General features: G+C 73.3%; 28 protein-coding genes. 14 read left to right on the top strand and 14 right to left on the bottom strand.

From position 1 onward, the window contains the following. Positions 1–9: 9 nt before the first annotated feature. Positions 10–945, bottom strand: a complete 936-nt coding sequence (locus V7S47_RS09655; RefSeq protein WP_336561358.1) for an SGNH/GDSL hydrolase family protein — start codon at positions 943–945, stop codon at positions 10–12. A gap of 64 nt (positions 946–1,009) precedes the next feature. Further along, a complete protein-coding gene (locus tag V7S47_RS09650; RefSeq protein WP_090851244.1) occupies positions 1,010–1,420 on the bottom strand; it encodes a MerR family transcriptional regulator in 411 nt (136 codons plus the stop codon). A gap of 28 nt (positions 1,421–1,448) precedes the next feature. On the opposite strand from V7S47_RS09650, the gene V7S47_RS09645 reads away from it, so the two are divergent. Next, positions 1,449–2,375 (top strand): NAD(P)/FAD-dependent oxidoreductase, encoded by a 927-nt coding sequence (locus V7S47_RS09645; protein ID WP_336561357.1) that lies wholly within the window; start codon positions 1,449–1,451, stop codon positions 2,373–2,375. Between the two features lie 9 nt (positions 2,376–2,384). Here V7S47_RS09645 and V7S47_RS09640 read toward each other — a convergent pair whose 3' ends face one another. The 4 genes from V7S47_RS09640 to V7S47_RS09625 form a co-directional block, all read right to left on the bottom strand. Next, positions 2,385–2,681 (bottom strand): hypothetical protein, encoded by a 297-nt coding sequence (locus V7S47_RS09640; protein ID WP_336561356.1) that lies wholly within the window; start codon positions 2,679–2,681, stop codon positions 2,385–2,387. Positions 2,682–2,719: 38 nt separating this feature from the next. Next, entirely contained in the window at positions 2,720–4,465 is a 1,746-nt protein-coding gene (locus V7S47_RS09635; protein ID WP_336561355.1) for a DEAD/DEAH box helicase, read from the bottom strand. Positions 4,466–4,544: 79 nt separating this feature from the next. Next, the gene (gene glmS / locus V7S47_RS09630) at positions 4,545–6,386 is read right to left on the bottom strand and encodes a glutamine--fructose-6-phosphate transaminase (isomerizing) (RefSeq protein WP_336561354.1); all 1,842 of its coding nucleotides are present in this window, start codon (positions 6,384–6,386) and stop codon (positions 4,545–4,547) included. A gap of 56 nt (positions 6,387–6,442) precedes the next feature. After that, positions 6,443–6,706 (bottom strand): hypothetical protein, encoded by a 264-nt coding sequence (locus tag V7S47_RS09625; RefSeq protein WP_336561353.1) that lies wholly within the window; start codon positions 6,704–6,706, stop codon positions 6,443–6,445. A gap of 235 nt (positions 6,707–6,941) precedes the next feature. On the opposite strand from V7S47_RS09625, the gene V7S47_RS09620 reads away from it, so the two are divergent. The 5 genes from V7S47_RS09620 to V7S47_RS09600 all read left to right on the top strand — a co-directional run bounded on the left by V7S47_RS09620 (position 6,942) and on the right by V7S47_RS09600 (position 10,756). Beyond that, positions 6,942–7,076, top strand: coding sequence for a hypothetical protein (locus V7S47_RS09620; protein ID WP_336561352.1), 135 nt, complete (start codon positions 6,942–6,944; stop codon positions 7,074–7,076). Positions 7,077–7,258: 182 nt separating this feature from the next. Next, positions 7,259–7,861, top strand: a complete 603-nt coding sequence (locus V7S47_RS09615; protein WP_090851261.1) for a YceI family protein — start codon at positions 7,259–7,261, stop codon at positions 7,859–7,861. Between the two features lie 114 nt (positions 7,862–7,975). After that, the gene (locus V7S47_RS09610) at positions 7,976–8,887 is read left to right on the top strand and encodes a GNAT family N-acetyltransferase (RefSeq protein WP_336561351.1); all 912 of its coding nucleotides are present in this window, start codon (positions 7,976–7,978) and stop codon (positions 8,885–8,887) included. Beyond that, positions 8,884–9,777, top strand: a complete 894-nt coding sequence (locus V7S47_RS09605; protein ID WP_336561350.1) for a GNAT family N-acetyltransferase — start codon at positions 8,884–8,886, stop codon at positions 9,775–9,777. Before V7S47_RS09610 ends, V7S47_RS09605 begins: the two co-directional genes overlap by 4 nt. Positions 9,778–9,796: 19 nt before the next feature. Continuing rightward, on the top strand, positions 9,797–10,756 hold the full coding sequence (locus tag V7S47_RS09600; RefSeq protein ID WP_336561349.1) for an LLM class flavin-dependent oxidoreductase: 960 nt from the start codon (positions 9,797–9,799) through the stop codon (positions 10,754–10,756). Here V7S47_RS09600 and V7S47_RS09595 read toward each other — a convergent pair. The 4 genes from V7S47_RS09595 to V7S47_RS09580 are packed head-to-tail and all read right to left on the bottom strand — an operon-like array spanning position 10,722 to position 13,715. Then, positions 10,722–11,345 (bottom strand): hypothetical protein, encoded by a 624-nt coding sequence (locus tag V7S47_RS09595; RefSeq protein ID WP_336561348.1) that lies wholly within the window; start codon positions 11,343–11,345, stop codon positions 10,722–10,724. The genes V7S47_RS09600 and V7S47_RS09595 overlap by 35 nt on opposite strands. Continuing rightward, positions 11,342–12,466 carry an FUSC family protein gene (locus tag V7S47_RS09590; protein ID WP_336561347.1) on the bottom strand — a complete coding sequence of 375 codons (1,125 nt, stop codon included), beginning with the start codon at positions 12,464–12,466 and terminating at the stop codon, positions 11,342–11,344. The genes V7S47_RS09595 and V7S47_RS09590 overlap by 4 nt, the downstream gene beginning before the upstream one ends. A gap of 1 nt (position 12,467) precedes the next feature. Next, on the bottom strand, positions 12,468–13,064 hold the full coding sequence (locus tag V7S47_RS09585) for an acyl-CoA dehydrogenase family protein (RefSeq protein WP_336561346.1): 597 nt from the start codon (positions 13,062–13,064) through the stop codon (positions 12,468–12,470). Positions 13,065–13,103: 39 nt separating this feature from the next. Next, positions 13,104–13,715: an acyl-CoA dehydrogenase family protein gene (locus tag V7S47_RS09580; protein WP_336561345.1), complete on the bottom strand. Its 612-nt coding sequence runs from the start codon at positions 13,713–13,715 to the stop codon at positions 13,104–13,106. A gap of 110 nt (positions 13,716–13,825) precedes the next feature. Between V7S47_RS09580 and V7S47_RS09575 the strand changes: the two genes are divergently transcribed. Continuing rightward, complete coding sequence (locus V7S47_RS09575) at positions 13,826–15,535, top strand: cholesterol oxidase substrate-binding domain-containing protein (protein WP_336561344.1); 1,710 nt, start codon at positions 13,826–13,828, stop codon at positions 15,533–15,535. On the opposite strand, the gene V7S47_RS09570 is transcribed toward V7S47_RS09575, so the two are convergent. Both V7S47_RS09570 and V7S47_RS09565 read right to left on the bottom strand, forming a co-directional pair. Continuing rightward, positions 15,501–17,486, bottom strand: coding sequence for a carboxypeptidase-like regulatory domain-containing protein (locus tag V7S47_RS09570; protein ID WP_336561343.1), 1,986 nt, complete (start codon positions 17,484–17,486; stop codon positions 15,501–15,503). The genes V7S47_RS09575 and V7S47_RS09570 overlap by 35 nt on opposite strands. A gap of 118 nt (positions 17,487–17,604) precedes the next feature. After that, positions 17,605–18,255, bottom strand: a complete 651-nt coding sequence (locus V7S47_RS09565; protein WP_336561342.1) for a class E sortase — start codon at positions 18,253–18,255, stop codon at positions 17,605–17,607. Between the two features lie 86 nt (positions 18,256–18,341). Here V7S47_RS09565 and V7S47_RS09560 point away from each other — a divergent pair, with 86 nt between their 5' ends. The 7 genes from V7S47_RS09560 (at position 18,342) to V7S47_RS09530 (ending at position 23,446) form a co-directional block, all read left to right on the top strand. Further along, positions 18,342–18,740, top strand: a complete 399-nt coding sequence (locus tag V7S47_RS09560) for a MerR family transcriptional regulator (protein ID WP_336561341.1) — start codon at positions 18,342–18,344, stop codon at positions 18,738–18,740. Beyond that, positions 18,737–19,072 carry a thioredoxin family protein gene (locus V7S47_RS09555; RefSeq protein ID WP_336561340.1) on the top strand — a complete coding sequence of 112 codons (336 nt, stop codon included), beginning with the start codon at positions 18,737–18,739 and terminating at the stop codon, positions 19,070–19,072. Before V7S47_RS09560 ends, V7S47_RS09555 begins: the two co-directional genes overlap by 4 nt. 116 nt (positions 19,073–19,188) lie before the next feature. Further along, entirely contained in the window at positions 19,189–19,869 is a 681-nt protein-coding gene (locus V7S47_RS09550; protein WP_244509254.1) for a Crp/Fnr family transcriptional regulator, read from the top strand. Positions 19,870–19,952: 83 nt separating this feature from the next. Continuing rightward, a complete protein-coding gene (locus V7S47_RS09545; RefSeq protein ID WP_090851297.1) occupies positions 19,953–20,882 on the top strand; it encodes an ABC transporter ATP-binding protein in 930 nt (309 codons plus the stop codon). After that, positions 20,879–21,670 (top strand): ABC transporter permease, encoded by a 792-nt coding sequence (locus V7S47_RS09540; protein WP_336561339.1) that lies wholly within the window; start codon positions 20,879–20,881, stop codon positions 21,668–21,670. The genes V7S47_RS09545 and V7S47_RS09540 overlap by 4 nt, the downstream gene beginning before the upstream one ends. Positions 21,671–21,698: 28 nt before the next feature. Beyond that, entirely contained in the window at positions 21,699–22,844 is a 1,146-nt protein-coding gene (locus V7S47_RS09535; protein WP_336561338.1) for a sensor histidine kinase, read from the top strand. Continuing rightward, complete coding sequence (locus V7S47_RS09530; RefSeq protein ID WP_090851305.1) at positions 22,841–23,446, top strand: response regulator transcription factor; 606 nt, start codon at positions 22,841–22,843, stop codon at positions 23,444–23,446. The genes V7S47_RS09535 and V7S47_RS09530 overlap by 4 nt, the downstream gene beginning before the upstream one ends. A gap of 189 nt (positions 23,447–23,635) precedes the next feature. On the opposite strand, the gene V7S47_RS09525 is transcribed toward V7S47_RS09530, so the two are convergent. Further along, positions 23,636–24,025 (bottom strand): DUF1707 SHOCT-like domain-containing protein, encoded by a 390-nt coding sequence (locus tag V7S47_RS09525; protein WP_336561337.1) that lies wholly within the window; start codon positions 24,023–24,025, stop codon positions 23,636–23,638. After that, on the bottom strand, positions 24,022–24,717 hold the full coding sequence (locus tag V7S47_RS09520; protein WP_090851311.1) for a helix-turn-helix transcriptional regulator: 696 nt from the start codon (positions 24,715–24,717) through the stop codon (positions 24,022–24,024). The genes V7S47_RS09525 and V7S47_RS09520 overlap by 4 nt, the downstream gene beginning before the upstream one ends. Positions 24,718–24,867 lie beyond the last annotated feature (150 nt).

Here is a 24,867-nt window from a genome sequence, read left to right as displayed (position 1 = left end):
CCACCGACGTCAGCGCGCCTGGGGAGGAGCGCGGAACGGGTCCTGCTCGATGACCGCGTCGCGGTCGGCGTACCGGCGCTGCTCGCGGGTCTGCGCGGGCGCGTCGGCAGCTGCGTCGCGCCGTACGTCGGCGGTGACGCGGAGCCCGGAGCCAGTGAGCAGCGGGGCCACGAGCGGCGCGTAGCCGTCGGCGTGACCGGCGACGTTGGGGTGATAGCTCTCGTCGATCGGGCTCGAGAAGCCGTTCAACCAGGCCGGCTCGTCGCAGACGGCGTGGCCGGTGAACGCGGAGGTGGGATCGGCGAAGGCGAAGCCCGCGCCGGAGGCGGCGCTGGCCAGCACGCCGTTGAGCTGGTCGGCGGTCTGGTTCAACAGCGCCTCGTCCTCCGGGGAGAAGAAGGTGGCGGCGTTGCAGTCCTCGCCCATGAAGACCCGCGGGTAGCCGACCACTACGACCTGCGCCGCCGGGGCTGCGGAACGGATCGAGGAGTAGAGGCCGCCGAGCGCGCCGGGCAGGGTGCCGGACACGTAGGCCTGGGCCCCGGCCACCGCGCCCGCACAGTCGCTGGCCCACGCCGGCAGCGCGCACTCGGTCAGCACGTCGGCGAAGCCGGCGTCGTTGCCCCCCACGGAGATCGTGACGTACGACGTCGACCCGCTCAGCGCGTCGAGCTGCGTGCTCGCCACGTCGGGAACGGTCGCCCCCGAGCAGGCGCGCAGGTTGAGCGCCAGGTCCTGCGCCGCGGCGATCAGCCCGGCGTACGACGAGGTCGAGCGGCGGCACTCGCTGCCGTCGTCGAGGTAGCTGCGGGTGCCGAGGCCGGAGGAGTACGAGTCGCCGAGGGCGACGTACTCCTCACCGGCGGCGGAGGCGGGCGGTGGCGCCAGGGAGACCAGGGCGACGGTGGCGGTGAGGGACACGAGGGCGGGACCGAGACGGGGCACCGGTCGAACGTAGGACGGTGCCGCGCGCGCCCGGAAGGGCGCGGCGCGAGGACAAGGGGAACCCCTACGCGGCCGCCTCGACCAGGTCCGCGACGAACCGCTGGAAGTTGGGGCAGGTCGCGACGTCGTGGGCCCGGCAGGACAGCGCGTGCTCGGTCATCTCGCGCGAGCGCTCCATCTCGGCCATCCGCCGCGCGAGGTCGTCGAGGTGCGCCTGCAGCACCCGGTGCCGCTCGGGCGCGTCCGCGTCCAGGAGCACGGCGATCTGGTCGAGGCCCATGCCGGCGTCCTTGCTCCGGACGATCGTGGCGACCCGGGAGAGGTCGTCGATCCCGTAGCGCCGACGGCCCGCGCCGTCGCGCGCGGGCCGCAGCAGGCCGACGTCCTCCCAGTGCCGCAGGACGTGCGTGGCGAGCCCGAACTTGGCCGCCACGTCGCCGACCGACCAGGGTGTCCCCTCACGACTTGACTTCATGTTGACATGAAGTCACATCCTCGTTCCCATGACAACTCCTGAGCTCCTCGACCCCCCTGTCGACGTCGTCGTGATCGGCGGCGGACCCGCCGGCCTGCAGGCCGCCCTCACCCTCGGCCGGATGCACCGGACGGTCGTGCTCCTCGACTCCGGGGAGTACCGCAACGCCCCCGTCGAGCACCTGCACAACTTCGTCACCCACGACGGCCGCGACCCGGTCGAGTTCCGCGCCCTGGCCCACGCCGACCTGGCCGCCTACGACACCGTCGAGGTACGGCGCACCGCGGCCGCCGTGGTCTCGGAGGAGGACGACCTCTTCTGGGTCGAGCTCGCCGACGGCTCGGCCCTGACCGCCCGCAAGGTCGTGCTGGCCACCGGCGTCCGCGACACCCTCCCCGACAAGCCGGGCCTGACCGAGCTCTTCGGGACCGTGGCCGCGCACTGCCCGTTCTGCCACGGCCACGAGTTCGCGGGCCAGCACGTCGTGCTGCTCGGCGCCGGTCCGCACGCGCCCCGGATGGCGGCCATGCTCGGCCCGATCGCGGGCCGGCTGACCGTCCTCACCGACGGCGCACCGGTCGACCCGGAGATCGGGGACGCGCTGGTGGCCGCGGGCGTGGCGGTCCGGACCGAGGAGGTGGCCGGCTTCTGCCGCAGCGCCACCGGCGCGACCGTGTCCTTCGCGAGCGGCCCGGCCGAGGAGGCCGGCGGCCTCTTCGTCGCGACCGCCTTCGCGCAGTCCGCCCCCTTCGCCGAGCAGCTCGGCCTCGACCTGCTGCCGTCCGGCTGCGTCCGCATCGACGCCTTCGGCCGCACCAGCCGCCCCGGTGTGTTCGCCGCGGGCGACCTCGCCCACCTGGAGGAGCTGCCGATGCCGATGTCGGCCGTGCTCACCTCCGCCGCGGCCGGCCTGGTCGCCGGCGCGGCGGCGGTGCAGGAGCTGGCGGTCGGCTGACGGGACCCGTCAGCCGAACGAGAACGTCGCGGCGGCGACGACGACCAGCGTGTGCAGGAAGCTCGCCGTCAGCACGGCCGCCAGACCCAACCAGGGCAGGACGGCACGCCCCCGCGTCTCGAGGACCGCGACGACGGTCCCGACCACCAGGGCCGCCAGCACCACGAGCGGCAGGACCAGCTCGATCGCGGGCCCGCGCGCCGGGACCACGGACGGGGGCGCCACGGACCAGGCGAACCAGACGGCCGTGGCCGCGATGCCCAGCAGCGGCACCCCGACGTCGACGACCCGCCGTTCGCTGCTCACGCAGGCATGGTGGCAGAGATCGGCGGGCCTTCGCAGGCTCAGCGAGCCTTGTGGCGCGGCTTCCGGTCCGGGCGGTCGTCGTACGACGGGCGGCTGGTCGGGCGGGGGCCGTTGTCCTTCTGCAGCTCGATCAGCTTGCCGGAGATCCGGGTGCCGCTGAGCGCGTCGAACACGGTGCCGGGCAGGTCGGCCGGGAGCTCGACGAGCGAGAAGTCCGGGCGGATCTGGATCTGGCCGAAGTCGGCGCGGCGCAGGCCGCCCTCGTTGGCGATGGCGCCGACGATCTGGCGCGGCTCGACCTTGTGACGCTTGCCCACGTTGATCCGGTACATCGCCATCGGGACGTCGCTGCGCGCACCCCGGCGCTCGCGGGACGCGGACCGCTCGGGGCGCTCGCGCTCCTCGAAGCGGGGCTCGCGGATCGGCTTCTCGGCGGCGGGGTCGAGCAGCAGCGGCTCGTCGCCCTGGGCCACGACGGCCAGGGCGGCGGCGACGTCGGCCTCGGGTACGTCGTGGTGGCGGACGTAGTGGTCGATGATGTCGCGGAACCGCTCGATCCGGGCGGTCTGCTCCAGCGCCGCGGTGATCTGCTCGTCGAAGCGGGTGAGCCGGGTGACGTTGATGTCCTCCGGCGAGGGCAGCTGCATCTGGACCAGCGGCTGGCGGGTGGCCTTCTCGATGTGCTTGAGGAGGTAGCGCTCGCGCGGGGTGACGAAGGAGATCGCGTCGCCGCTGCGGCCGGCGCGACCGGTGCGGCCGATCCGGTGGACGTAGGACTCGGTGTCGGTGGGGATGTCGTAGTTGACGACGTGGCTGATCCGCTCGACGTCGAGGCCGCGGGCGGCCACGTCGGTGGCGACCAGGATGTCGAGCTTGGCCGCCTTCAGCTGGTTGACGGTCCGCTCGCGCTGGGCCTGTGCGACGTCGCCGTTGATCGCGGCGGCGCTGAACCCGCGGGCCCGCAGCTTCTCGGCGAGGGTCTCGGTCTCGCTCTTGGTGCGGACGAAGACGATCATCCCCTCGAAGTTCTCGACCTCGAGGATGCGGGTGAGCGCGTCGACCTTCTGCGGGTAGCTGACCATCAGGTAGCGCTGGGTGATGTTGGCGGCGGTCGCGGTCTTGCCCTTGACCGTGATCTCCTGCGCGTCGTTCAGGTACTTCTTCGAGATCCGGCGGATCTGCGCCGGCATGGTCGCGGAGAACAGCGCGACGTTCTTGTCCTCGGGCGTGCTGGCCAGGATCGTCTCGACGTCCTCGGCGAAGCCCATGTTGAGCATCTCGTCGGCCTCGTCGAGGACCAGGAAGCGCAGCTCCGACAGGTCGAGGGTGCCCTTGTCGAGGTGGTCCATGATCCGGCCCGGGGTGCCGACCACGATGTGCACGCCGCGACGCAGCGCGGACAGCTGCACGCCGTACGCCTGACCGCCGTAGACGGGGAGCACGTGGACGCCCTTGAGGTGGGCGGCGTACTTCTCGAACGCCTCGCAGACCTGGAGCGCGAGCTCACGGGTGGGGGCGAGGACCAGCGCCTGCGGCGACTTCTGGCGTACGTCGAGCCGCGACAGGATCGGCAGCGCGAAGGCCGCCGTCTTGCCGGTGCCGGTCTGCGCCAGGCCGACCACGTCGCGGCCGGAGAGCAGCGGCGGGATGGTCGCGGCCTGGATCGCCGAGGGCGTCTCGTAGCCCACGTCCTTCAGCGCGCGGAGCACGGCGTCGTCGAGGCCCAGGTCCGCGAAGGTGGTCTGCTGGGCGGGGGTCTCGACTGCTTGGTCCTCGGTGCTCACCCGTCAACGGTAGTGGTATACGCCTCAGCCGCCACCTTCGTGGTCGCGGTGGGCTGGGTCACGCGCCTCTCGCGCGCCCTCACTCCACCGTCACGGACTTCGCCAGGTTGCGCGGCTTGTCGATGTCCAGACCCAGGTGCAGCGCCGCGTGGTAGGCCAGCAGCTGCAGCGGGACGGTCAGCAGGATCGGGTCGAGCTCGCGCTCGTTGCGGGGCACGGCGATGCGCACCGCGTCCAGCTCGCCGAGGTCGACGTCCTCGTGGGTGACCACGACGAGCGGACCGCGCCGGGCCGCGATCTCGTGCAGTGCCCCGACGTTGCGGTCGGTCAGCTCGTCGCTCGGGACGACCGCGACGGTCGGCAGCGCCTCGTCGATCAGCGCCAGCGGACCGTGCTTGAGCTCGGAGGTCTGGTAGGCCTCGGCGTGCCGGTAGCTGATCTCCTTGAACTTCTGCGCCCCCTCCCGCGCGACCGGGAAGCCGCGGACCCGACCGATGAAGAAGAGGCTGTCGGCCTCGGCCAGGCGGGCGGCCGCGGCGGCCAGCTCCTCCTCCTGCTCGAGGATCTCCGCGATCTGGCCGGGCAGCCGGTTGAGGCCCGCGATCAGCCGCTTGCCGTCGGCGATCGACAGGTCGCGCACCCGGCCGAGCTGCAGGGCGAGCAGCGCGAACCCGACGAACATGTTGGTCAGCGCCTTGGTCGAGGCCACCGCGACCTCGGGGCCGGCGTGCAGGTAGATGCCGCCGTCGCACTCCCGCGCGATCGCGCTGCCGACGACGTTGACCAGTCCGATGACCCGGCCGCCCTTGCGCCGGATCTCCTGGACGGCGAGCAGCGTGTCGATGGTCTCGCCGGACTGGCTGACCGCAACGTAGAGGGTGTCCGGCTCGATGATCGGGTTGCGGTAGCGGAACTCGCTGGCCGCCTCGGCGTCGGCGGGGATCCGGGCCAGCTCCTCGACCAGCGAGGCGCCCATCTGCCCCACGTAGTACGCCGAGCCGCAGCCGAGGATCTTCACCCGGCGGATCGCCCGGGTCTCGCGCGGGTCCATGTTGAGCCCGCCGAGGTGGGCGGTGCCGAACCGCTCGTCGAGCCGGCCGCGCAGCGCCCGCTCGGTCGACTGCGGCTGCTCGTGGATCTCCCGGTGCATGAAGGAGCCGCCCGCGGCGTGCACGGCGTCGTTCGCGTCGTACGCCGAGGGGTCGATGTCGACGGTCCGGGCCAGGGTCGCGGTCGCCGTCAGGTCCTGGCGGTACGTCGTGAAGCCGGTCGCGGTCAGCGTGGCCATCTCGCCGTCGTCGAGGTGGGCGACGGTGGTCGTGTAGCGGACCAGGGCGGCCAGGTCGGAGGCGACGTGCATCTCCTTGTCACCGACGCCGATGATCAGCGGGCTGCCGTTGCGGGCCACCACGATCCGGTCCGGGAAGTCGGCGTGCACCACGGCGACGCCGTACGTGCCCTCGATCACGGCGAGCGCGTCGGCGACCCGGCCCTCGAGGGTGTCGGCGTCGGAGCGGGCGACCAGGTGGGCCAACACCTCGGTGTCGGTGTCGCTGACCAGGTCGACCCCGTCGTCGGCGAGGAGCTTCCGCAGCGCGGAGGCGTTGTCGATGATCCCGTTGTGGACGACGGCGACGTCGCCCTTGGTGTCGGTGTGCGGGTGCGCGTTGGCGTCGGTGGCCGGGCCGTGGGTCGCCCAGCGGGTGTGGCCGATGCCGACCTTGCCGGCGAAGCGCTTCGGCAGGTCCTCGGCGAGGTCGCGGACCCGGCCGGCCTTCTTGGCGACCTTCAGGGCGCTGCCACTCGCCCCCAGGACGGCGACGCCCGCGGAGTCGTAGCCGCGGTGCTCGAGGCGGGTCAGGCCCTCCAGGAGCAGCGGGGCCGCCTGCTGGGTGCCGATGTAGCCGACGATGCCGCACATAAAGAACCTCTTTCGGTGATCGAGTAGCGGCCGACGAAGGAGGCCGCGTATCGAGATCAGGTGTAGACGATGCGCCGCAGCTGGCGCTCACTGAGCTCGGGTGCGCCGACGACGCGATCGGCCAGCTCGGCCGCGATCTGCGCGAAGATCTCGGGGTTCTTCGCGCCGTACGTCTTCAGGTGCGCGTGCCGCCGCCGGACGTAGGCCTCCACCGGCTCGGCGTGGAACGCGACGACGTCCTCGACGACGCGTTCGGCCTCGGCAGTGGTGAGCCCGGTCGTGGCCACGAGGTGGGCGACCAGGTCCGGATCAGCGGGCACGACAGGCACTCTGACCATTCATCGGCACGTCGTGCAACTTCCTGCCCGAAATCGGGCAGGAATCGTCAGTTGTGGGTATTGGGTAGCCACCCTCCGACCGAGTGGGGGACCGGCGGTGCGCACACCCCGCTTCCAGGGTCGAAATGGAGGAGCGGGCACCAATTCTCGGCTCTTCTGGCTATCCGCGTGGGGATCGGGTACCTTAGGTGAACAGAAGATGAACAGGAGGTGTCCCATGAAGGAATCCACGATGACCGGCGAGCTCGAGATACACTGGATCTCCGTGCTCGGCCCGGACGGCCGGACCCGCATGGAGGCGCGCTGGCTGGTGGTCGGCGAGGCCGACGCGCTGGCTCCCCACGCCGCCTGACGACCCACACGTCCCACGCCGACGAGGCCGTGAACCCACCCGGGTTCACGGCCTCGTCGCACGTCCGCACGCAGAAGTTCCGAGAAAAGTCGGGTGCGAGGGAATAGATCCGGACGATGGTCCGGTTAGGGTGGTTGAACTTTGTACGACCCTCACCACCACCACCCAGGAGCACACCCGTCATGAGCATCTTCTCCCGCAAGCCCGCCGCTGCCGAGTCCGACTTCGACGCGGCCACCACCGCCGTCGACGACATCTCCGGCGACTACACGATCGACGCCTCGCACAGCCGGATCGGCTTCAGCGCCCGCCACGCGATGGTCACCACCGTCCGCGGCGCCTTCAAGGAGTTCGAGGGCACCGCCCACATCGACGCCGCCAACCCGGCCGCGTCGTCGGTCTCCCTGACCATCAAGACCGCCAGCGTCGACACCGGCTCCGCCGACCGTGACGGCCACCTGTCCTCGGCCGACTTCTTCGACGCCGCGGTCAACCCCGACATCACCTTCGTCTCGACCAAGGTCGAGAAGGTCGACGACGACACCTGGGCGATCACGGGCGACCTGACGATCAAGGGCATCAGCAAGCCCGTCACCGTCGCCTTCGACGAGACCGGCTCCGCCCAGGACCCGTTCGGCAACCTGCGCGTCGGCTTCGAGGGCGCCACCTCGATCAACCGCAAGGACTGGGACCTGACCTGGAACGCGGCGCTCGAGACCGGCGGCGTGCTCGTCTCCGAGAAGATCAAGCTCGAGTTCGACGTCTCGGCGATCAAGAACGCCTGACGCACTCCCGTTCTCCTGCTGACGGCCCGGCCCCTCTGGGGTCCGGGCCGTCGGCGCGTCCGGAGCAGCAAATGACCGCGCGCGATCGGCGGCACCTCGTCCACACTGGCCCGCATGTCCGCCGTACCGCCTGCCGTGCTGCCGGCCGGCCTCACCACCCGGCCCCTCGTCCCGACCGATGCCCGCGCCGTCTACGAGCTGATGGCCGCCCAGGAGCTCGCCGACATCGGTGAGGTCGTCATCGAGGAGGCCGACATCGTCTCCGACTGGGCCCGCCCCTCCTTCGACCTGACCGCCAGCGCCCTCGGCGTCCTCGACGGCGACCGCCTGGTCGGGTACGTCGAGGTGTCCGGCCGGGACCGCGGCGACGCCGCCGTCCACCCCGACGTGCGCGGGCGGGGCCTCGGGACGTGGCTCGCCCACCGGATGCAGGACCTGGCCCGCGGCCAGGGCTCGACCGTGATCGGCATGCCGGTCCCGGCCGGCTCCCCGGGGGACCGGCTGCTCGAGGAGCTCGGCTACCGGGTCCGCTGGACCAGCTGGGTGCTGCAGCTGCCCGAGGGCCGCACCGTCCCCGCGCGCGACCTGCCCGACGGGTACGTCGTCCGCGCGGCCACCGAGGCCGAGCACCGGGCCTGCTGGACGGTCGTCGAGAACGCCTTCCTGGAGTGGTCGGACCGCGAGCGCCAGTCCTTCGAGGACTTCGCCGCGGGTGTGATGCTCCGCCCGGGCTTCGCGCCGTGGCAGCTGCGGGTGGTCGTCGACCCGGCCGGCGAGGTCGTCGCGGTGGCGATCGTGTTCCTCGGCGAGGCGGCCGCCTACGTCGACCGGCTCGCCACCCGCCGCGACCGGCGCGGCCGGGGCCTCGCCCAGGCGTTGCTGGTCGACTCCTTCGCCGTCGCCCGCGAGCACGGCGCGACCCGCTCGGAGCTCTCGACCGACTCCCGCACCGGCGCCCTCGGGCTCTACGAGAAGGTCGGCATGGAGGTCACCTCCACCTGGGTGAACCGGGCGGTCGACCTGTGAGCGTCCCGTCCCCGTTCACGACCCGGCCGCTGACCCTCGACGACGCCGTCGCGGTCCAGGGCCTGATCGCCGCCGAGGAGTTGGTCGACCTGGGCGAGGTCGAGATGACCCTGGAGGACGTCCTGGCCGACTGGCAGCGGCCGTCGTACGACGTCGCGACGAGCACGATCGGCGTGCTCGACGGCGACCGGCTGATCGCGTACGGCGACCTCAGCGGGCCGGGGACCGCCTACGCGGCCGTGCTGCCGTCGTACCAGGGGCGTGGCATCGGTACGGCGATCGCGCGGTGGCTGCAGGCGGCCGCGCGCGAGCGGGGCTACGCCTCGATCGGCGCGCAGACGCCGGCGGGCAGCGCGGCCGACCGGCTGATGGCCGACCTCGGCTACACCGAGCGCTGGACGGCGTGGGACCTGGAGCTGCCGTCCGGAGCCTCGGTGGTCGCGCGGCCGCTGCCCGACGGGTTCACGATCCGCGACGCCGCTCCGGACGACCACGCCGCGACCTGGACGCTGGTCGAGGACGCGTTCCTGGAGTGGTCGGACCGCGAGCGGACGACGCTCGAGGACTTCGGCGCGCGGGTCTGGGGCCGGCCGGGCTCCGCCCCGTGGAACCTGCGGCTGCTGGAGAGCCCCGCCGGCGAGCTGGTCGGGGCCGTGCACGTGTTCCTCGCGGGCGGGGCGGGCTACGTCGCGCGGGTCGCCGTCCGCCCGGACCACCGGGGGCGCGGGCTCGCGCCGGCGCTGCTGGTCGACGCGTTCGCGCGGGCGCGGGCGCACGGGGCCGACCGGTGCTACCTGTCGACCGACACCCGGGCGGGAGCGCGGGGGCTCTACGAGAAGGTCGGCATGGTCGTCTCGTCCACCTGGATCAACCGGGCCCTGGAGTTGTAACGCGTTCTAGATTCGCCCCATGGCCACCAGCTTCGTCACCCGCTACGACCTGCGCGCCCCCGGCGCCACCCCCGAGCAGCGGCAGGAGCTGTTCGGCCGCGCGGTCGAGCAGGCGGCGTACGTCGACGCGCACGGCCACGACGCGATCATGGTGTCCGAGCACCACGCGGCCGACGACGGCTACCTGCCGAGCCCGCTGCTGGTCGCCTCGGCCTTCGCGGCCGTCACCTCGCGGGTGCCGATCACGGTCTCGGCGCTGCTGGTCAACCTCTACGAGCCGGTCCGGCTGGCCGAGGACGTCGCGGTGCTCGACCTGCTCTCGAAGGGCCGGGTCAGCTACACGCTGGGGCTGGGCTACCGGCCGGTGGAGTACGAGCTCTACGACCGGCCCTGGTCGACCCGCGGGCGCGACATCGAGGAGCGGATCAGCGCGCTGCTGTCGCTCTGGGCGTCCGGGGCCACCACGCCCGGGCCCTACTCGCAGCCGCACCCGTTCCTCTTCTACGGCGGCGGCTCCCCCGCGGCGGCCCGCCGGGCGGCCCGGCTCGGCCTGGGCTTCCAGCCGCAGCACGGCGACCGCGCGCTGAAGGACCTCTACGACGAGACCTGCCGCTCGCTCGGCCGCGAGCCCGGCTTCGTGCTGCGCGCCCCGGACGACGGCCCGGCCAACGTGTTCTGCGCCGACGACCCGGACGAGTTCTGGGAGCGCTTCGGCCACCACCTGCTGGCCGACGCGCTCGCCTACCAGGAGTGGCACGGCGAGGCCGGGTCGTACGTCGTCGACCACTCGCGCACGGTCGAGGAGATGCGCGCGGCCGGCGTCTACCTGGTCACCACGCCCGACGACCTGGTCGACCGGTGCCGTGCCGGGCTGCGGCTGGTCACCAGCCACCCGGCCTGCGGCGGGCTGCCCGCGGAGCCGTCCTGGGCGAGCCTGCGGGCGGTCAGCGAGACGGTGCTGCCGGCGGTGCCGGGCTGACCACCGTCGTCACCACGTCGGTCACCGACGGCCGGCGCGGGGTGGAGGAGAACCCGAAGCGCGGTGCCGGGTCGACCGGGGCGAGGGTGCCGAGGTCGACGCCGTCGAACGCCCCTCGCGCAGCGGTCAGTCGTCGCACGCCGGTGGCGCCGTAGTACTCCCGTCGCCCGCCGCCGGCGCTCCCCCGGGTGCGGACGCCGCGCAGCACCACCCGCGCCACCGGGTCGGTCACCGTGCACCACCAGGGAGCGGTGGCGATCCCTCGCGGCACCAGGCGGAGCAGCTGCCCCAGCAGCGTGGGACCGCCGATCGCGACCGTCAGGTCCAGCGAGTCCGACCGGACCGTCCACGATCCGTCCACCGCGCTCACCGCGAACGGCTCGACCCGCACCTCGTCGAAGGAGTACGTCGCCGCCACGAAGTCGGCCACCTCCCGGCTCGGCGCCAGCAGCACCCGGTGACCGGTTCCGGTCTCGACCATCGCGTCCGCGAAGGCGCCGTACGGCGACGTCGGCCAGCGGCCGACCACGACGCGGACGCCGGACGTCGTCCCGACGCCGGCGATGGCGCCCTCGAAGCGGGACCTCACGGGCTCCTCCGGATCTGTCGCAGCCGCGCGAACGGCAGCGGTGGCTGGGCGAGCGGGTTCTGGTCGGCGACCTCGTCCATGGCGTCGACGAGGTTGCGCAGGTTGACCACGAGCCCGCCGTACACCGGCCAGAGACGGGGCGCGGGCTGTGTCCGGGCGAGCTCATCGACGAGGCGGTCCAGGTCCTCCCAGGCGGCCAGCAGGGCGGAGCGATCGGCGCGGAGGAGGCCGTCGCCGACCTGGCGGAGGGCGGCGGCGTAGGCGTCGCGGAACCGGGGCTGCCACTCGGCCTCGTCGACCTGGTCGTAGGAGACGGTGCGGGCGAGGCTGCGGATCTCGGCCAGGGCCTGCTCCATCCGGCGCAGCAGCTGCACCCACTCACGCGGGTCGCGCAGCTCGCCGGCCCCGCGTCGCGGGTTCATCAGCGCGCTCTCGCGGGCCTGCCGCACCAGTGCCCAGGCCCGGTCCAGGTCCTCGTCGAGGCCACGGCTCCGCTCGACCCAGTCGGCGACCTCGTCGGCGCGGAAGCCGTGCTCGACCCCGTCGGCCATGTCGACCAGCAGCTGTCCGATCCGGCCGTCGAGCGCGTCCAGCGCCGCGATCGCCGTACGACGGCGCAGCGGCGGCCAGACCAGCGCGTTGACGACCAGTCCGACCGCGATCCCGATGCCGGTGTCGGCCAGTCGCTCGAGCAGCGCCAGGTCGTCGTCGGCGAAGCCGGTCGTGAGCACGATCAGCGCGGTGGCCGCGATCGTGGTGCCCTCCTCGCGCAGCCAGGCGACCGCGCCGATGACAAGCCCGACAGCGACCGCGAGGCCGACGGACACGGAGTCCAGGCCCAGCGAGGCACCGACCAGCCAGGCGACGACGACGCCGGCGACGGCGGCCACGACCTGGCGCAGCCCCTGCGAGAAGGTGCGGTAGACGGTGGCGTGCACGACCAGCAGCGCCGACCACGGGGCGAGGAACGACTGCGAGAGGTCGAGCACGTGGGTGGCGAGCACCCAGGCCACGACCACCGCGCCGACCGTCTTGACGAGCTGGGTGACGTCGGTCCAGAAGACGGGGTCGCGGAAGCGGTCGCGCTCGCGCCGCCGACGCGTCGTCCCGGCCTGGTTCATGTCACCGGATGGGTGCCCCCGAGATCGTCCGGGCAATCACCAGTCGCTGGATCTCCGAGGTGCCCTCGAAGATCGTGTAGATCTTGGCGTCCCGGGCCCAGCGCTCGACGGGGTACTCCCGGGTGAAGCCGTTGCCGCCGAGGATCTGCATGGCCTGCCCGGTCACCTTCACCGCGGTCTCGCCGGCCATCAGCTTCGACATCGAGCCCTCGGCGGCCTCGAACCGCTTGCCGGTCGCCGCCATCCAGGCCGCGCGCCAGACCAGCAGCCGCGAGGCGTCGATGGCGGTCTTCATGTCGGCGAGGGCGAAGGCGATGCCCTGGTTCTCGATGATCGGCTTCCCGAACTGCTCGCGGGTCCGGGCGTAGTCGAGCGCCACCTCGTACGCCGCCCGCGCGATGCCGACCGCCTGCGCGCCGACGGCGGGGCGGGTGCGCTCGAAGGTCGCCATGCTCGCGTTGCCTCCTCGTTCCCCGGTTCCTGAGGAGGCGAGGGACGAGCCGTCTCGAAGGGCGCGAGCGCGGGCCAGCCGGGCGTCGAGCTTCTCCTTGCCGCCGAGCAGGCACCGCCCGGGCACCCGCACCCGGTCGAGCACCACCTCGGCCGTGTGCGAGGCCCGGATGCCGTGCTTGTGGAACTACTGGCCCTGGCTGAGCCCCGTCGTCCCCGGCGGTACGACGAAGCTCGCCTGGCCGCGGGTGCGCAGCTCCGGGTCGACCACGGCCGTCACCACGTGGACGTCGGCGATGCCGCCGTTGGTGGCCCAGGTCTTGGTGCCGTTGAGGACCCACTCGTCGGTGGCCTCGTCGTAGGTGGCCCGGGTGCGCATCGCGCCGACGTCCGAGCCGGCGTCGGGCTCGGAGGAGCAGAAGGCGCCGAGCTTCAGGTCGCCCGGCTCGCCGTACATCTCAGGGATCCACTCGCCGACCTGCTCGTCGGTGCCGTTGGCCCGGACGCCGGCCGCGGCCAGCGACGTGCCGACGATGGAGAGGCCGATGCCGGCGTCGCCCCAGAAGAGCTCCTCCATGGTGACCGGGAAGCCGAGGCCGGTGGCGTCGAAGGCCTGGGTGGCCACGAAGTCGAAGGAGTAGAGGCCGATCTTGGCCGCCTCCTCGACGACCGGCCAGGGGAACTCCTCGCGCTCGTCCCACTCGGCCGCGGCCGGGCGGACCACGTCGGCGGCGAAGCTGTGCAGCCACTGCTGCAGCTCGAGGTGGTCGGGTCCGAGCTCGAAGGAGGGCGTCGTCATGACCGGACGGTAACCGGACCTGACCAGACCACGCTGCCGCCGGAACTAGAACAGGTTACCGTGACGCGCGTCACATGGGGACCCGGGGGGACGACCGAGGGAGCCACCGCATGTCCGACCACTCACTGTCCCGCCGCCGGGTCATCCAGGGGGCCGCCGCCGTCGGCGCGCTCGCCTGGGTCGAGGCGCACCGCATCCCCGCCGCGTCCGCGGCGCTGCCGACGCCGCCGGGCTTCCCCGCCGGCATCCCGCTCTTCCAGCAGGCCTACACGAACTGGGCCCGGGACATCGCCGTCGCCGGCGTGTGGACCTGTACGCCGGCCACGCCGGCCGACGTCGTGACGCTCGCGAACTGGGCCCGTTCGAAGGGCTGGCGGCTGCGGCCCAAGGGCAGCTCCCACAACTGGTCGCCGCTCACCCTGGCCGCGGACGGCAGCGACGCCCCGAACGTGGTCCTGGTCGACACCAGGACGAACCTGAAGGCGGTCAGCGTCGACACCGCGACCTCGCGGGTCCGCGCGCAGGCCGGCATCACGATGGAGGCGCTGCTCACCGCGCTCGAGGCCCAGGGCCTCGGGCTGACCGCGACCCCGGCGCCGGGCGACCTGACCCTCGGCGGCGTGCTGGCCATCGACGGGCACGGCACCGCGGTGCCGCGGACCGGCGAGGTGAAGCCGGCCGGCCACACCTACGGCTCGGTGAGCAACCTGGTCCAGGAGGTCACCGCGGTGGTCTGGGACACCGCGACCTCGTCGTACGTCCTGCGGACCTTCGCGCGCAGCCACGCCGACGCGGGCGCGCTGATGGCGCACGTCGGCCGGGCCTTCGTCACCGAGGTCGTGCTGCAGACCGGCGCCAACCAGCGGCTGCGCTGCCAGAGCTGGTTCAACATCCCCGCGACCGAGCTGTTCGCCCCGGCCGGCTCCTCGGGACGCACCGTGCAGAGCTACCTGAACAGCGCCGGCCGGATGGAGGCGATCTGGTTCCCCTACACGCCGAACCCGTGGCTGAAGGTCTGGAGCGTCGCGCCGTCCAAGCCGCTGCTGTCGCGGCAGGTGAACGCGCCGTACAACTACACCTTCAGCGACAACCTGCCGCAGTCGTTCTTCGACCTCGCCGGGGCGATCGTGTCGGGCAACCCCGGGGGTACGCCGGACTTCGGGCTGACCAACTACAACATCGTCGCGGCCGGGCTGGTGACCACGCTGACCTACGACATCTGGGGCTGGTCGAAGAACCTGCTGCTCTACGTGCGGCCCTCGACCCTGCGGGTGACGGCCAACGGCTACGCGATCCTCTGCAAGCGCGCCGACGTGCAGCGGGTGATCAACGAGTTCACCACCCGCTACCGCACCCGGCTCGCGGCCTACCAGGCGAGCGGCAAGTTCCCGATGAACGGCCCGGTCGAGATCCGGGTCACCGGCCTCGACCACCCGGGCGACATCGGGGCGACCCGGTCGCCGCAGCTCTCCGCCCTGCGGCCGCGGCCGGACCGCACCGACTGGGACTGCGCGGTCTGGCTGGACATCCTCACCCTGCCGGGCACGCCGTACGCCGACGACTTCTACACCGAGATCGAGTCGTGGGTGCTCAGCAACTACGCGTCGTACGCCGCCGTACGGCCGGAGTGGTCGAAGGGCTGGGGCTACACCGCGGCCGGGGCGTGGACGTCGAGCGCCGTCGTCGACACCGCCGTCCCCGCGGCCTACCGCGCCGGGCAGCCCAGCACCGACCGCTGGGACACCGCGATCGCCACCCTCGACCGGCTCGACCCGCACCGGGTGTTCACGAGCGACTTCGTGGACCGGCTGCTCTCCTGAGCCGCCGGCCCGAGCCGACCATCAGCGCCGCGCCGGCGGCCACGGCGAGGCCGGCCAGCACGAGCAGGCCGCGGCGGGGTCCGCCGGTGTCCGGGAGGGTGGCACCGGCGGGCGCGGCGTCCTGCGGCTGGGCGCTCGCCGATTCGCCCGGTCCGGTGGACGGCTCGGGCGACGGGTCGGCCGACGGCTCCTCGCTCGGGGACGGGGACGGCGTGGGCTCAGCCGGCGCGGCGATCAGCGCGAAGTCGAGCCCGCCCACCACCTCGCCCGCGGCGGTGATCGTGAAGTCGACGCTGGCCGGACCGTCGACGTCGAGGCCGTCCGGCGGGGTCACGGTCGCGGTGTAGCTGCCGGGCGGCAGCGCGCCGAGGTAGAAGCCGCCCTCGCCGTCGGTGGTCAGCGGGACCGGGGCGCCGGGACCGTCGACGGTCACCGTGGCGCCGGGCACCGGACCGTCCGGTCCGGTCACCGTGCCGGCCGCGGCGCCCGGGCGCGGCAGGACGAAGTCGACACCGGTCACGTCGGTCGTCGTGACGGTGACCGGCCGGGCTGCGACGGCGTCGTACCCCTCGGGCGGCTCGACGGCGACGGTGTAGCCGCCGGCCGGGAGTCCGGGGGCGGAGTAGCGGCCGTCGCCGTCCGTGACGACCGCGACCGCGGGGCCGCCGCCGAGCGGCGTCAGCACGACGCGGACCCCGCCGAGCCCGTTCCCGCCGCCGGTCACCTGTCCCGAGACCGACGGCAGCGCCTGCACGACGAAGTCCTGGCCGGTCACCGGCGTGGTCGCGATCTCGATGCCGGTGCGGGTCGTCCCACCCGGACCGGCGGCGTAGCCGTCGGGCACGGTCAGCACCACCTGGTAGCCGGTGCCGAGGGCGTTCTCGTCGACGAGGTAGGTCCCGTCCGGCCCGGTCGTGGTGGGCACCGAGCCGCCGCCACCGGGGCGCACCACGGTCACGGTCGCCCCGGCGACCGGGTTGCCGTCGGCGTCGCGGACCGTGCCGCTGATCGGCTGGGGAACGATCTCGCGGACCTCGAACTCGGCCCGGGAGTCCGTCGACCCGTCGTTCCCACGGTTGTCGACGACGTCCTCGACCGCGCCGGACGCCGAGCACGTGGCCGGCGGCGTGAGGCGGACGACGTACCCGTCCTGGGTGGCGAACTCGCCGAGGTCGTAGCTGCCGTCGGCGGCCGGACGAGTGGTCGCGAGCTCCTCGCCGTACGGCGAGACCAGGGTGAGCACGGCGTCCTCGACCGGGCAGCTCCGGCCCGGGGCCGAGACGTCGTCGACCCGACCGCTGATCGGCCGGGCCCGGCTCACGAACCAGGTCTGGTAGACGGGGAAGCCCGCGCGCCGGGTGAAGACGAAGGTCAGGCTGGAGAGGCGGACGTCGGGCTCGAACCAGCCGGACGCGCCGTCGGTGTCGAGGGCCGCGGGGTTGCCCGTCAGCGTGGAGGTGCCCGCGTTCCAGCTCGGCTGGTCGGTGCCGCCGGCGTGGTTGAACGTCCCCTGGAACCAGCCGTCGATGTCCGCCGCCGGTACGGCGCTGCCGTCCGCCGCGGTGGCCCGGACCCGCACCTGGTCGGCGTCGACGTCGCCCAGGACGAAGCCCCAGCCGGTGTCGGGCGTGGGGTGGTCGAAGCTGTAGGTCGTCGTCGACGGCGCGGTCGGGGTGTCCGCGCGCGGCCGCAGCACGAGGTACGGCGAGCCGAGGCTCGAGCCGTACTTCGCACCGGGCGGCGTGGTCGCCCGCAGGTAGGTGCTCGTCCCGGCGGCCAGCTGGACGTTGCCGCGCGAGTCGGACGCCACCGCCGCGGCCGGGAAGCCGGGGGAGCGCTGCTCCATCCGGGTCGTGTAGTCGTTGGACGACCCTGCGATCGGCGCCCATGCCGACCAGCGGTCCGTCATCGCGTGGGCCGGCGCCGCGGTCGCGACCACCAGTGCGGCCACGCACGCCAGCGCCGACGCGCCCCTCAGTTTCCGACGCCGAGTCATCGGTCCCCCCGCTCCGCCCGGCCGAGCGTCGGGCGATCCGAGGCTAACCCGAGCGGTCGCTATCCGAACAGGGTCAAGTCCGGGGCCGCACTCCGGTGAGGTGGCCGAAGACGACCAGGCGACGGTCGCTGTGGAAGAGGTCGGCGCAGGTGACCAGGGTGATCAGCCGGGTGGCCCCCGTCTCGGGCCCGGGCCCGGACGCGTCCGGATTGACCGGGCTGGCGGCGAGCACCCAGGAGGCGGTGAAGGGCAGGTCGAGGTCGTCCCCACCGGTGTCGAGCCGGTAGACGTAGGTGTGCGTGCGGGTCTCGACGAGGACCTCGTCGCCGGGTTCGAGGTCGGGGAGGTCGGCGAACGGCTCGCCGTGGGTCACCCGGTGGCCGCTGACGACGAGGTTGCCCTCCTCCCCGGGCTCGGCCCCGTCCTCGGAGCGGCCCAGCCCGCTCGCGAGCACGTCGTCGGACGTGCCGTCCAGGAGCGGCACCACCCAGTCCTCGCCCAGGGCGGGCACCCGGACCAGGGCGGTGGCGGTCCCGAGGTCGTCGACGCTGGCGGTGTCGGTCCCCGCGTCCCACGCTCCCCGGAGCTCGTCGGCCACGGCGTCGTGGCGGCGCTCGGAGACCCAGGTGGTGCCCCAGTACTGCCAGGCCACCCAGCCACCCAGCAGCACCCCGGCCACGAGCAGCACGAGGCCCGACCACCACGCCCAACGGATCCGGCTCACCGTCCCATCGTGCCCGGGAATCCCCGACCGACGCTTGACCTTGCCCCTGGGGTCAGGGTCGAGGGTGAGGTGTGAAGGAGGCAGGCATGCGGATCGGCGAGGTCGCCCGCGCGGCGGGCGTGACGGTGAAGGCCGTGCGCTACTACGAGTCGCTCGGGCTGGTCCGGGCCGACCGGCTGCCCAACGGCTACCGGGAGTACGACGACGCGCAACTGCTCCGGATCCGCGAGATCCGGACCCTCGGGGAGCTCGGTGTGACCGCGGAGCGCACCCGGCCGTTCCTCGACTGCCTGGCGTCGGGCGCCGCGTCCGGCGACGACTGCCCCGCCTCCCTCGACACCTACCGCGAGGCGATCGTCGACCTCACGTCCCGCATCGACCGGCTGGTCGAGCGGCGGGACGCGCTCGTCGTACGCCTCGCGGACGCCACCGCCCGCACCGCACCCGCCCCGCGCTGCGAGCTCGTCCCCGAGGAGATCCGATGACCACCCTGACCGACCTGCCCGCCGTGACCGACGAGACCTTCGCCCGGGAGGTGCTCACCGCCCCCGGAGCCACCGTCGTCGACGTGTGGGCCGCGTGGTGCGGCCCCTGCCACCAGCTGACGCCGGTGCTCGTCGACGTCGCGGCCGAGCTGGGCCTGCGGGTGGTCGCCCTGAACGCCGACGAGAACCCCGTGACCGCGGCCGAGCTGCGGGTGCTCGGGCTGCCGACCGTGCTGGTGGTCCGCGACGGCGAGGTGGTCGGGACGCTCGTCGGCAGCCGGCCGCGACGGGCCCTGCGCGAGCAGCTGGAGCGGGTCCTGGCACCGGCCTGAGCGGAGTTGCCGGCTCGGACGTGGCGGATCTCATCCCGTCCGGGGTCGCGCATTCGCGCGGAGTGTCCGAAAATGTTGGTTCCCCACCCGTTTTACTTCAATTCGAAGGAACCACCGTGTCGTCCGAGCTCAGCGCCGCCCTGCACGACTTCGCGGGCTCCGACCCCGCCGCCGCCGAGGAGCTCCTGGCCCTGATGACGCGGGTGCACCTCGAGCGCGGCTCCATCCTGTTCGCCCAGGGCGACCCGGGTGCCTCCATGTACGTCGTCGCCCGCGGCAGCCTGAAGGTCACCCGCGCCGACGCCCAGTCCCGCCCGACGATCCTGGCGGTGCTCGGCACCGGAGACGTGTTCGGCGAGATGTCCCTGCTCGACGCGAACGACCGCGACGCGACCGTCACCGCCGTCGCCGCGACGACCCTGCTGGAGCTGTCCCGGGCCCGCTTCGACGAGGAGCTCGGACGCCGGCCCGACCTGGTCCGGGCGCTGCTCGGCCACCTCGCCCGCCGGCTCCGCTCGTCCAACGACACCGTCTCCGACCTGGTCTTCGCCGACGTGCCGGCCCGGGTCGCGCGGCTCGTGGTCCGGCTCGGCGAGCGGTTCGGCGTCCCCGCCGAGGACGGCTCGCTGGTCGTCGAGCACCAGCTGACCCAGTCCGAGCTGGCCCAGCTCGTCGGGTCCGCCCGCGAGACGGTCAACAAGGCCCTGGCCCGGTTCGCGGCGCAGGGCTGGATCGACGTCCAGCAGCGGGTCATCACGATCCGCGACCAGGACCGGCTGCGCGCGTTCTCGTCCTGAGCCTTCCCCACCTGACATCTGTCATGGGGTTCTGCTGACGCCACGCACTACTGGGCGGCTCCCGGTGGCGTGAGGCTGGAGGCATGGACAACCACACGACACCCGCTCTGGAGATCCGCGGGCTCCGCCGTACCTACGGCACCGGCGAGTCCGCCTACGAGGCCGTCCGCGGCGTCGACCTGACCGTCGAGCGCGGCACGCTGCTCGCCCTGCTCGGCACCAACGGTGCCGGCAAGACCTCCACCATGGAGGTCGTCGAGGGCCTGGCCGCCGCGAGCGGCGGCTCGGTGCGCGTCTTCGGCCTCGACCCCGTCGCCGACCGCGCCGAGGCCCGGCGCCGTACCGGCGTGGTCCTGCAGGTCAGCGGCTTCTCCGGTGACCTCACCGTCGCCGAGACCCTGGAGATGGAGGCCGCCACCGTCACCGACCCGCGGCCGGTCTCCGAGGTCGTCGCGCTGGTCGACCTCGAGCACCGCGTCGACACCAAGGTCCTCTCGCTCTCCGGCGGCGAGCGCCGCCGGCTCGACCTGGCCTGCGCCCTGCTCGGGAAGCCCGAGCTGCTGATGCTCGACGAGCCCACCACCGGTCTCGACCCCGAGAGCCGGCGCCGGGTCTGGGAGCTGGTCCGGAACCTCCGCGACGAGGGCGCCGCCGTCCTGCTCACCACTCACTACCTCGACGAGGCCGAGGAGCTGGCCGACCAGATCGCGATCATGCACGCGGGCCGGATCGTCCGCGAGGGCACCCTCGCGGAGGTCGTCGGCCAGCAGCCGTCGACCGTCCGCTACACGACGCCCGACGGCGAGACCACCACCCTCGAGACCGAGGACCTGCAGACCACCCTCACCGAGGTGCTCACCTGGGCCGCGGAGCACGGCGTACGCCTCTCCGGGCTGGACGCCCGGCACGCCTCGCTGGAGTCCACGTTCCTCGCGATCGCGGGCACGCCCCGGTCCGATGACACCCCTGCCACCGACGCCAGCACCGACGACCTCGAAGGAGCCGTCCGATGACCACGATGACCTTCTCGTCCACCTCCCCCGCGCTTCGTCGTACGACGGGGCTGACCAAGGCCAACGGGCGGCTGATGCTGCGCAACCGGCTCAACCTGGCCTACGGGTTCGTGCTGCCGCTGCTGCCGCTCGCGTTCCTGCTCGTCGGCGACCGCGGCGATGTCGGCTCGGCCGGCATGGCGCTGGTCTCCGTCATCGTGATGGCCGCGCTCTTCCCCGTCTACTACAACGTGCTGTCGATGACCGTCACCCGCCGAGACGAGCTCGTCCTCAAGCGGATCCGCACCGGGGAGACCCGCGACCTGGAGCTGCTGACCTCGCTGGCGCTGCCCGGCGTGGCGGTGGCGATGATCGTCGGCCTGGGCGCGATCCCGCTCGCCCTCGCGCTCGGCGCCCCGGTGCCGGTCAACCCGGTGCTCTTCGTGGTGACCGTGCTGGTCTCGGCGCTGGTCTTCGCCGTCCTGGCCTTCTGGACCGCGGCCTGGACCAAGAACGCCGAGGCGGCCCAGATCACCAGCATGCCGGTGATCCTGCTGGCCGTGGTCGGCCAGGTGGCGATCAGCTTCCCCGAGGAGGTCCGCCGCTGGATCGACCTGACGCCGGGCGCCGCGATCACCGACCTGGTCCGCTCCTCGTGGCTCGGCCTGGACGGCCCCTCGACCGACCCGTCGCTGTCCTTCGGCGAGACCTGGGCCGCCGCCGGCCAGCCGCTGCTGGTGCTCGCCGCCTGGGCCGCCCTCGCCGCCTGGCTCGCCGCGCGGTCGATGCGGTGGGAGCCGCGTTCGTGACGACCGGTCCCGGGGCAGGCTGTGCGGCATGAGCTCCCACCGGTGGTGGTCCTGGGCCGACCGGGACCAGGTCGCCCGCGTCGACATGTACACCCGCCAGTCGCTCTATGCGCTGCTGTGGAGCTTCTTCGTGATCTTCGCGATCCAGGCGTTCAACGAGGTTCCCGCCGGGGACCGTGACCTCGCGGTCGCGGTCCTCGTCGGGGGCACCGTCGTCACGTACGCCGGCCACCGGGTGCTCAGCGACGTGATCGCCCTCTACCCCGCCACCCGCCCCGTCCCCTGGCGCAGCCTCGGGCCCTTCCTCGGGCTCGAGGCCGTCGGCTTCCTGGCCTCGCTCGGGCTGCCCAGGGAGGTCCGCGGGCTCGCCGTCCTCGTGCTCTGGTCGGCCTTGGCCTGGTCGCTCGTCGGGCTCCGCGGGCGCCGTACGACGATCGCGGTGCTGGTCGGTCTCGCCGGGGCGCCCGCCCTGGCCGCCCGCGAGCCGTGGTTCCTGGTCGGCGGGCTCGGCATCGCGCTGTTCTTCATGTTCACCGTGCGGGCGTCGCTGTGGATGCTGGGCGTGGTCCGCGAGCTCGACCGGGCCCGCGCCACCCGCTCCGCGCTGGCCGTGGCCGAGGAGCGGCTGCGGTTCTCGCGCGACGTCCACGACGTGATGGGCCGACGGCTGTCCGCGATCGGGCTGCAGGCCGAGCTGGCCGCGACCCTCGCCCGACGCGGCGACCCGACCGCCGCCGACCGGATGCTCGAGGTCCGCGAGACCGCCCACGAGACGCTGCGCGAGGCCCGGGAGCTGGCCCGCGGCTACGGCCGGACCGACCTGGGCCAGGAGCTGGACGGGGCCCGGTCGCTGCTGCGCTCGGCCGGCATCGCGGTCTCGCTCTCCGTGGACTCCTTGCCGCAGGCGTGGCACGAGCCCGCCGGCTGGGTGGTCCGCGAGGCGGTCACCAACGTGCTGCGGCACTCCGACGCCACCACCGTCACCATCGCCTACGACGTCGGCACGCTGCGGGTCACCAACGACCGGCCCAGGCCCGGCGGCGACGCGTCCGGCACCGGGCTGAGCGGCCTGGCGGCCCGGCTGGCCGGCGTCGGCGCGACGCTCGAGATCGACGCGGACGAGACGTCCTTCGCGGTCGTCGTACGGCTCTCGTCGGTGGAGGTGCCGGCATGATCCGGCTGCTGCTCGCCGACGACGAGCACCTCATCCGCACCGCCCTCGCCCAGCTGCTCGAGCTGGAGGAGGACCTCACCGTGGTCGCGCAGGCCGCGTCCGGCGACGAGGTCGTCGCGGTGGCCCGTGCCGAGTCGTTCGACGTCGCGGTCCTCGACCTGCAGATGCCCGGCCGCGACGGCATCAGCGCCGCGACCGAGCTGCTGCGCCTGCAGCCGGGCTGCGCGGTCGTCATCGTCACCGGCCACGGTCGGCCCGGTCACCTCAAGCGCGCCCTGTCCGCCGGCGTCCGCGGCTTCCTGCCCAAGACCACCTCGGCCGCGACCCTGGCCTCCGTCGTCCGCTCGGTCCACGCCGGCGGCCGGTACGTCGACCCCGAGCTCTCCGCGGAGGCGATCGCCGCCGGCGACAGTCCGCTCACCCCCCGCGAGGCCGACGTCCTGGAGCTGGCCGCCGACGGCGCCCCCGTCGACGAGATCGCCCGCCGCGCGTCGCTCTCACCCGGCACGGTGCGCAACTACCTCTCCAGCGCCGTCACCAAGCTCGACGCCGCCAACCGGCACGACGCCGCCGCCACCGCGCGGCGGCTGGGGTGGATCTAGCGAGGACGCGCCAGCGGACTCGCTGTCGGTGGTCGAGCGAGCGCTCTGACTGAGTTTGCGAAGTCAGAAGGCGCGTGTCGGTCCGGGACGCGTCAGCGGACCGGACGTCGGTGGTCGAGCGAGCGCTCTGACTGAGCCTGCGAAGTCAGAAGGCGCGTGTCGAGACCCCGCCCGGGTCTCGCGAGCACGTCAGCGCCAGCCCAGCTGCGGCGGCCCCGACCGGCGGTGCCGCCGGCGCGACATCACGAAGACCGCGACCAGGACCCCCACCAGCACGAACGGCAGGTGGGTGAGCACGGTCAGGGTGATCAGCACGCCGAGGACGAGGAGCAGCGGGCCGGGGAAGATCCTCGGCCCGCCGCTCCAGTAGCCGCGGGGCGCCGTACGACGGGGGTCGCGGTGGCCCGGGAGGTCCCGGAAGACCGGGGCCAGATCGGCGCGGGTGCGTGCGGCCCAGACCCGGTCGAGCCGGTCGCCGTGCTCGTCGGAGCTCAGCCGGCCCTGGGCGAAATGGTCGCCCAGGGCGGCCGCCGCCTGCTCGCGCTCGGCGTCGCCGATCCGCAGCTGGGCGTCGTTCATCGCTCGTCCGCCTCCTCGGCGGCGTCGCCCTCGGCGAGGATGCCGTAGAGCTTGCGGCGGGCGTCGACGAGGACGTCGACGGCGGCCCGGCGCTGCGCCTCGGAGCCGGTGGTGACGACCTGCCACACCGCCCCCATGACCTGACCGATCTCGGGCTTGAGGTCGGCGAAGTCGCTGCTCGCCTCGCGCTCGCGCGCCTCGAAGGGCGCCCACACGGCCGCGAGCTCGTCGGCGTGCTCGGCGACGTACGTGGCGCCGTCCTCGGTGAGCCGGACGGTACGACGCTTGGTCTCCTCGTCGACCTCGACCAGGCCCTCGTCCTGGAGCTGCTGGATGGTCGGGTAGACCGAGCCCGGGCTGGGGCGCCAGGCCTCGCCGGACTTCTCGGCGATCTGCTGGATCACCTGGTAGCCGTTGACCGGCTCACCCTCCTGCGCCGTGCGGAGCACGTCGAGGATGGCGGAGCGGACGTCACCGCGCCGGACCCGCGGGCCCCGGCGCCGGTCGCCCTGGTCGAGACCGAACAGGCCCGCGACCCACGGCGGGGGGCCCTGACGGCCGCCACCCCAGCCGGGGCCGGCGGCGCCCCACGGTCCGTCGAAGGGGCCGCCGCGTCCGCCGCGACCCCGGTGCTGCTGCATCTGGTCGTCGGCGTACCGCGACCACTGTCGGTTGAATCCTCGCTGTCCCATCGTGGGACTCCTTCCTGATCTGGAGTACCGCGGTCGGCCTGGCGGTCCGAGTGACTGTCGGCAACTGTTCGCGATATATCGTGAGCGTACGCCGATGTGTTGCTGGGCTCAAGCAGGGTCGCCTACTTACCCGGATCACCGGGTAAGTAG

The organism is Nocardioides sp. CCNWLW216, assembly GCF_037120545.1.
In the GTDB taxonomy this organism is placed as follows: Bacteria; Actinomycetota; Actinomycetes; order Propionibacteriales; family Nocardioidaceae; genus Nocardioides; species Nocardioides lianchengensis.
The sequence above is the reverse complement of the archived record's forward strand: the minus strand, read 5'-3'. Positions and strand labels throughout refer to the sequence as shown.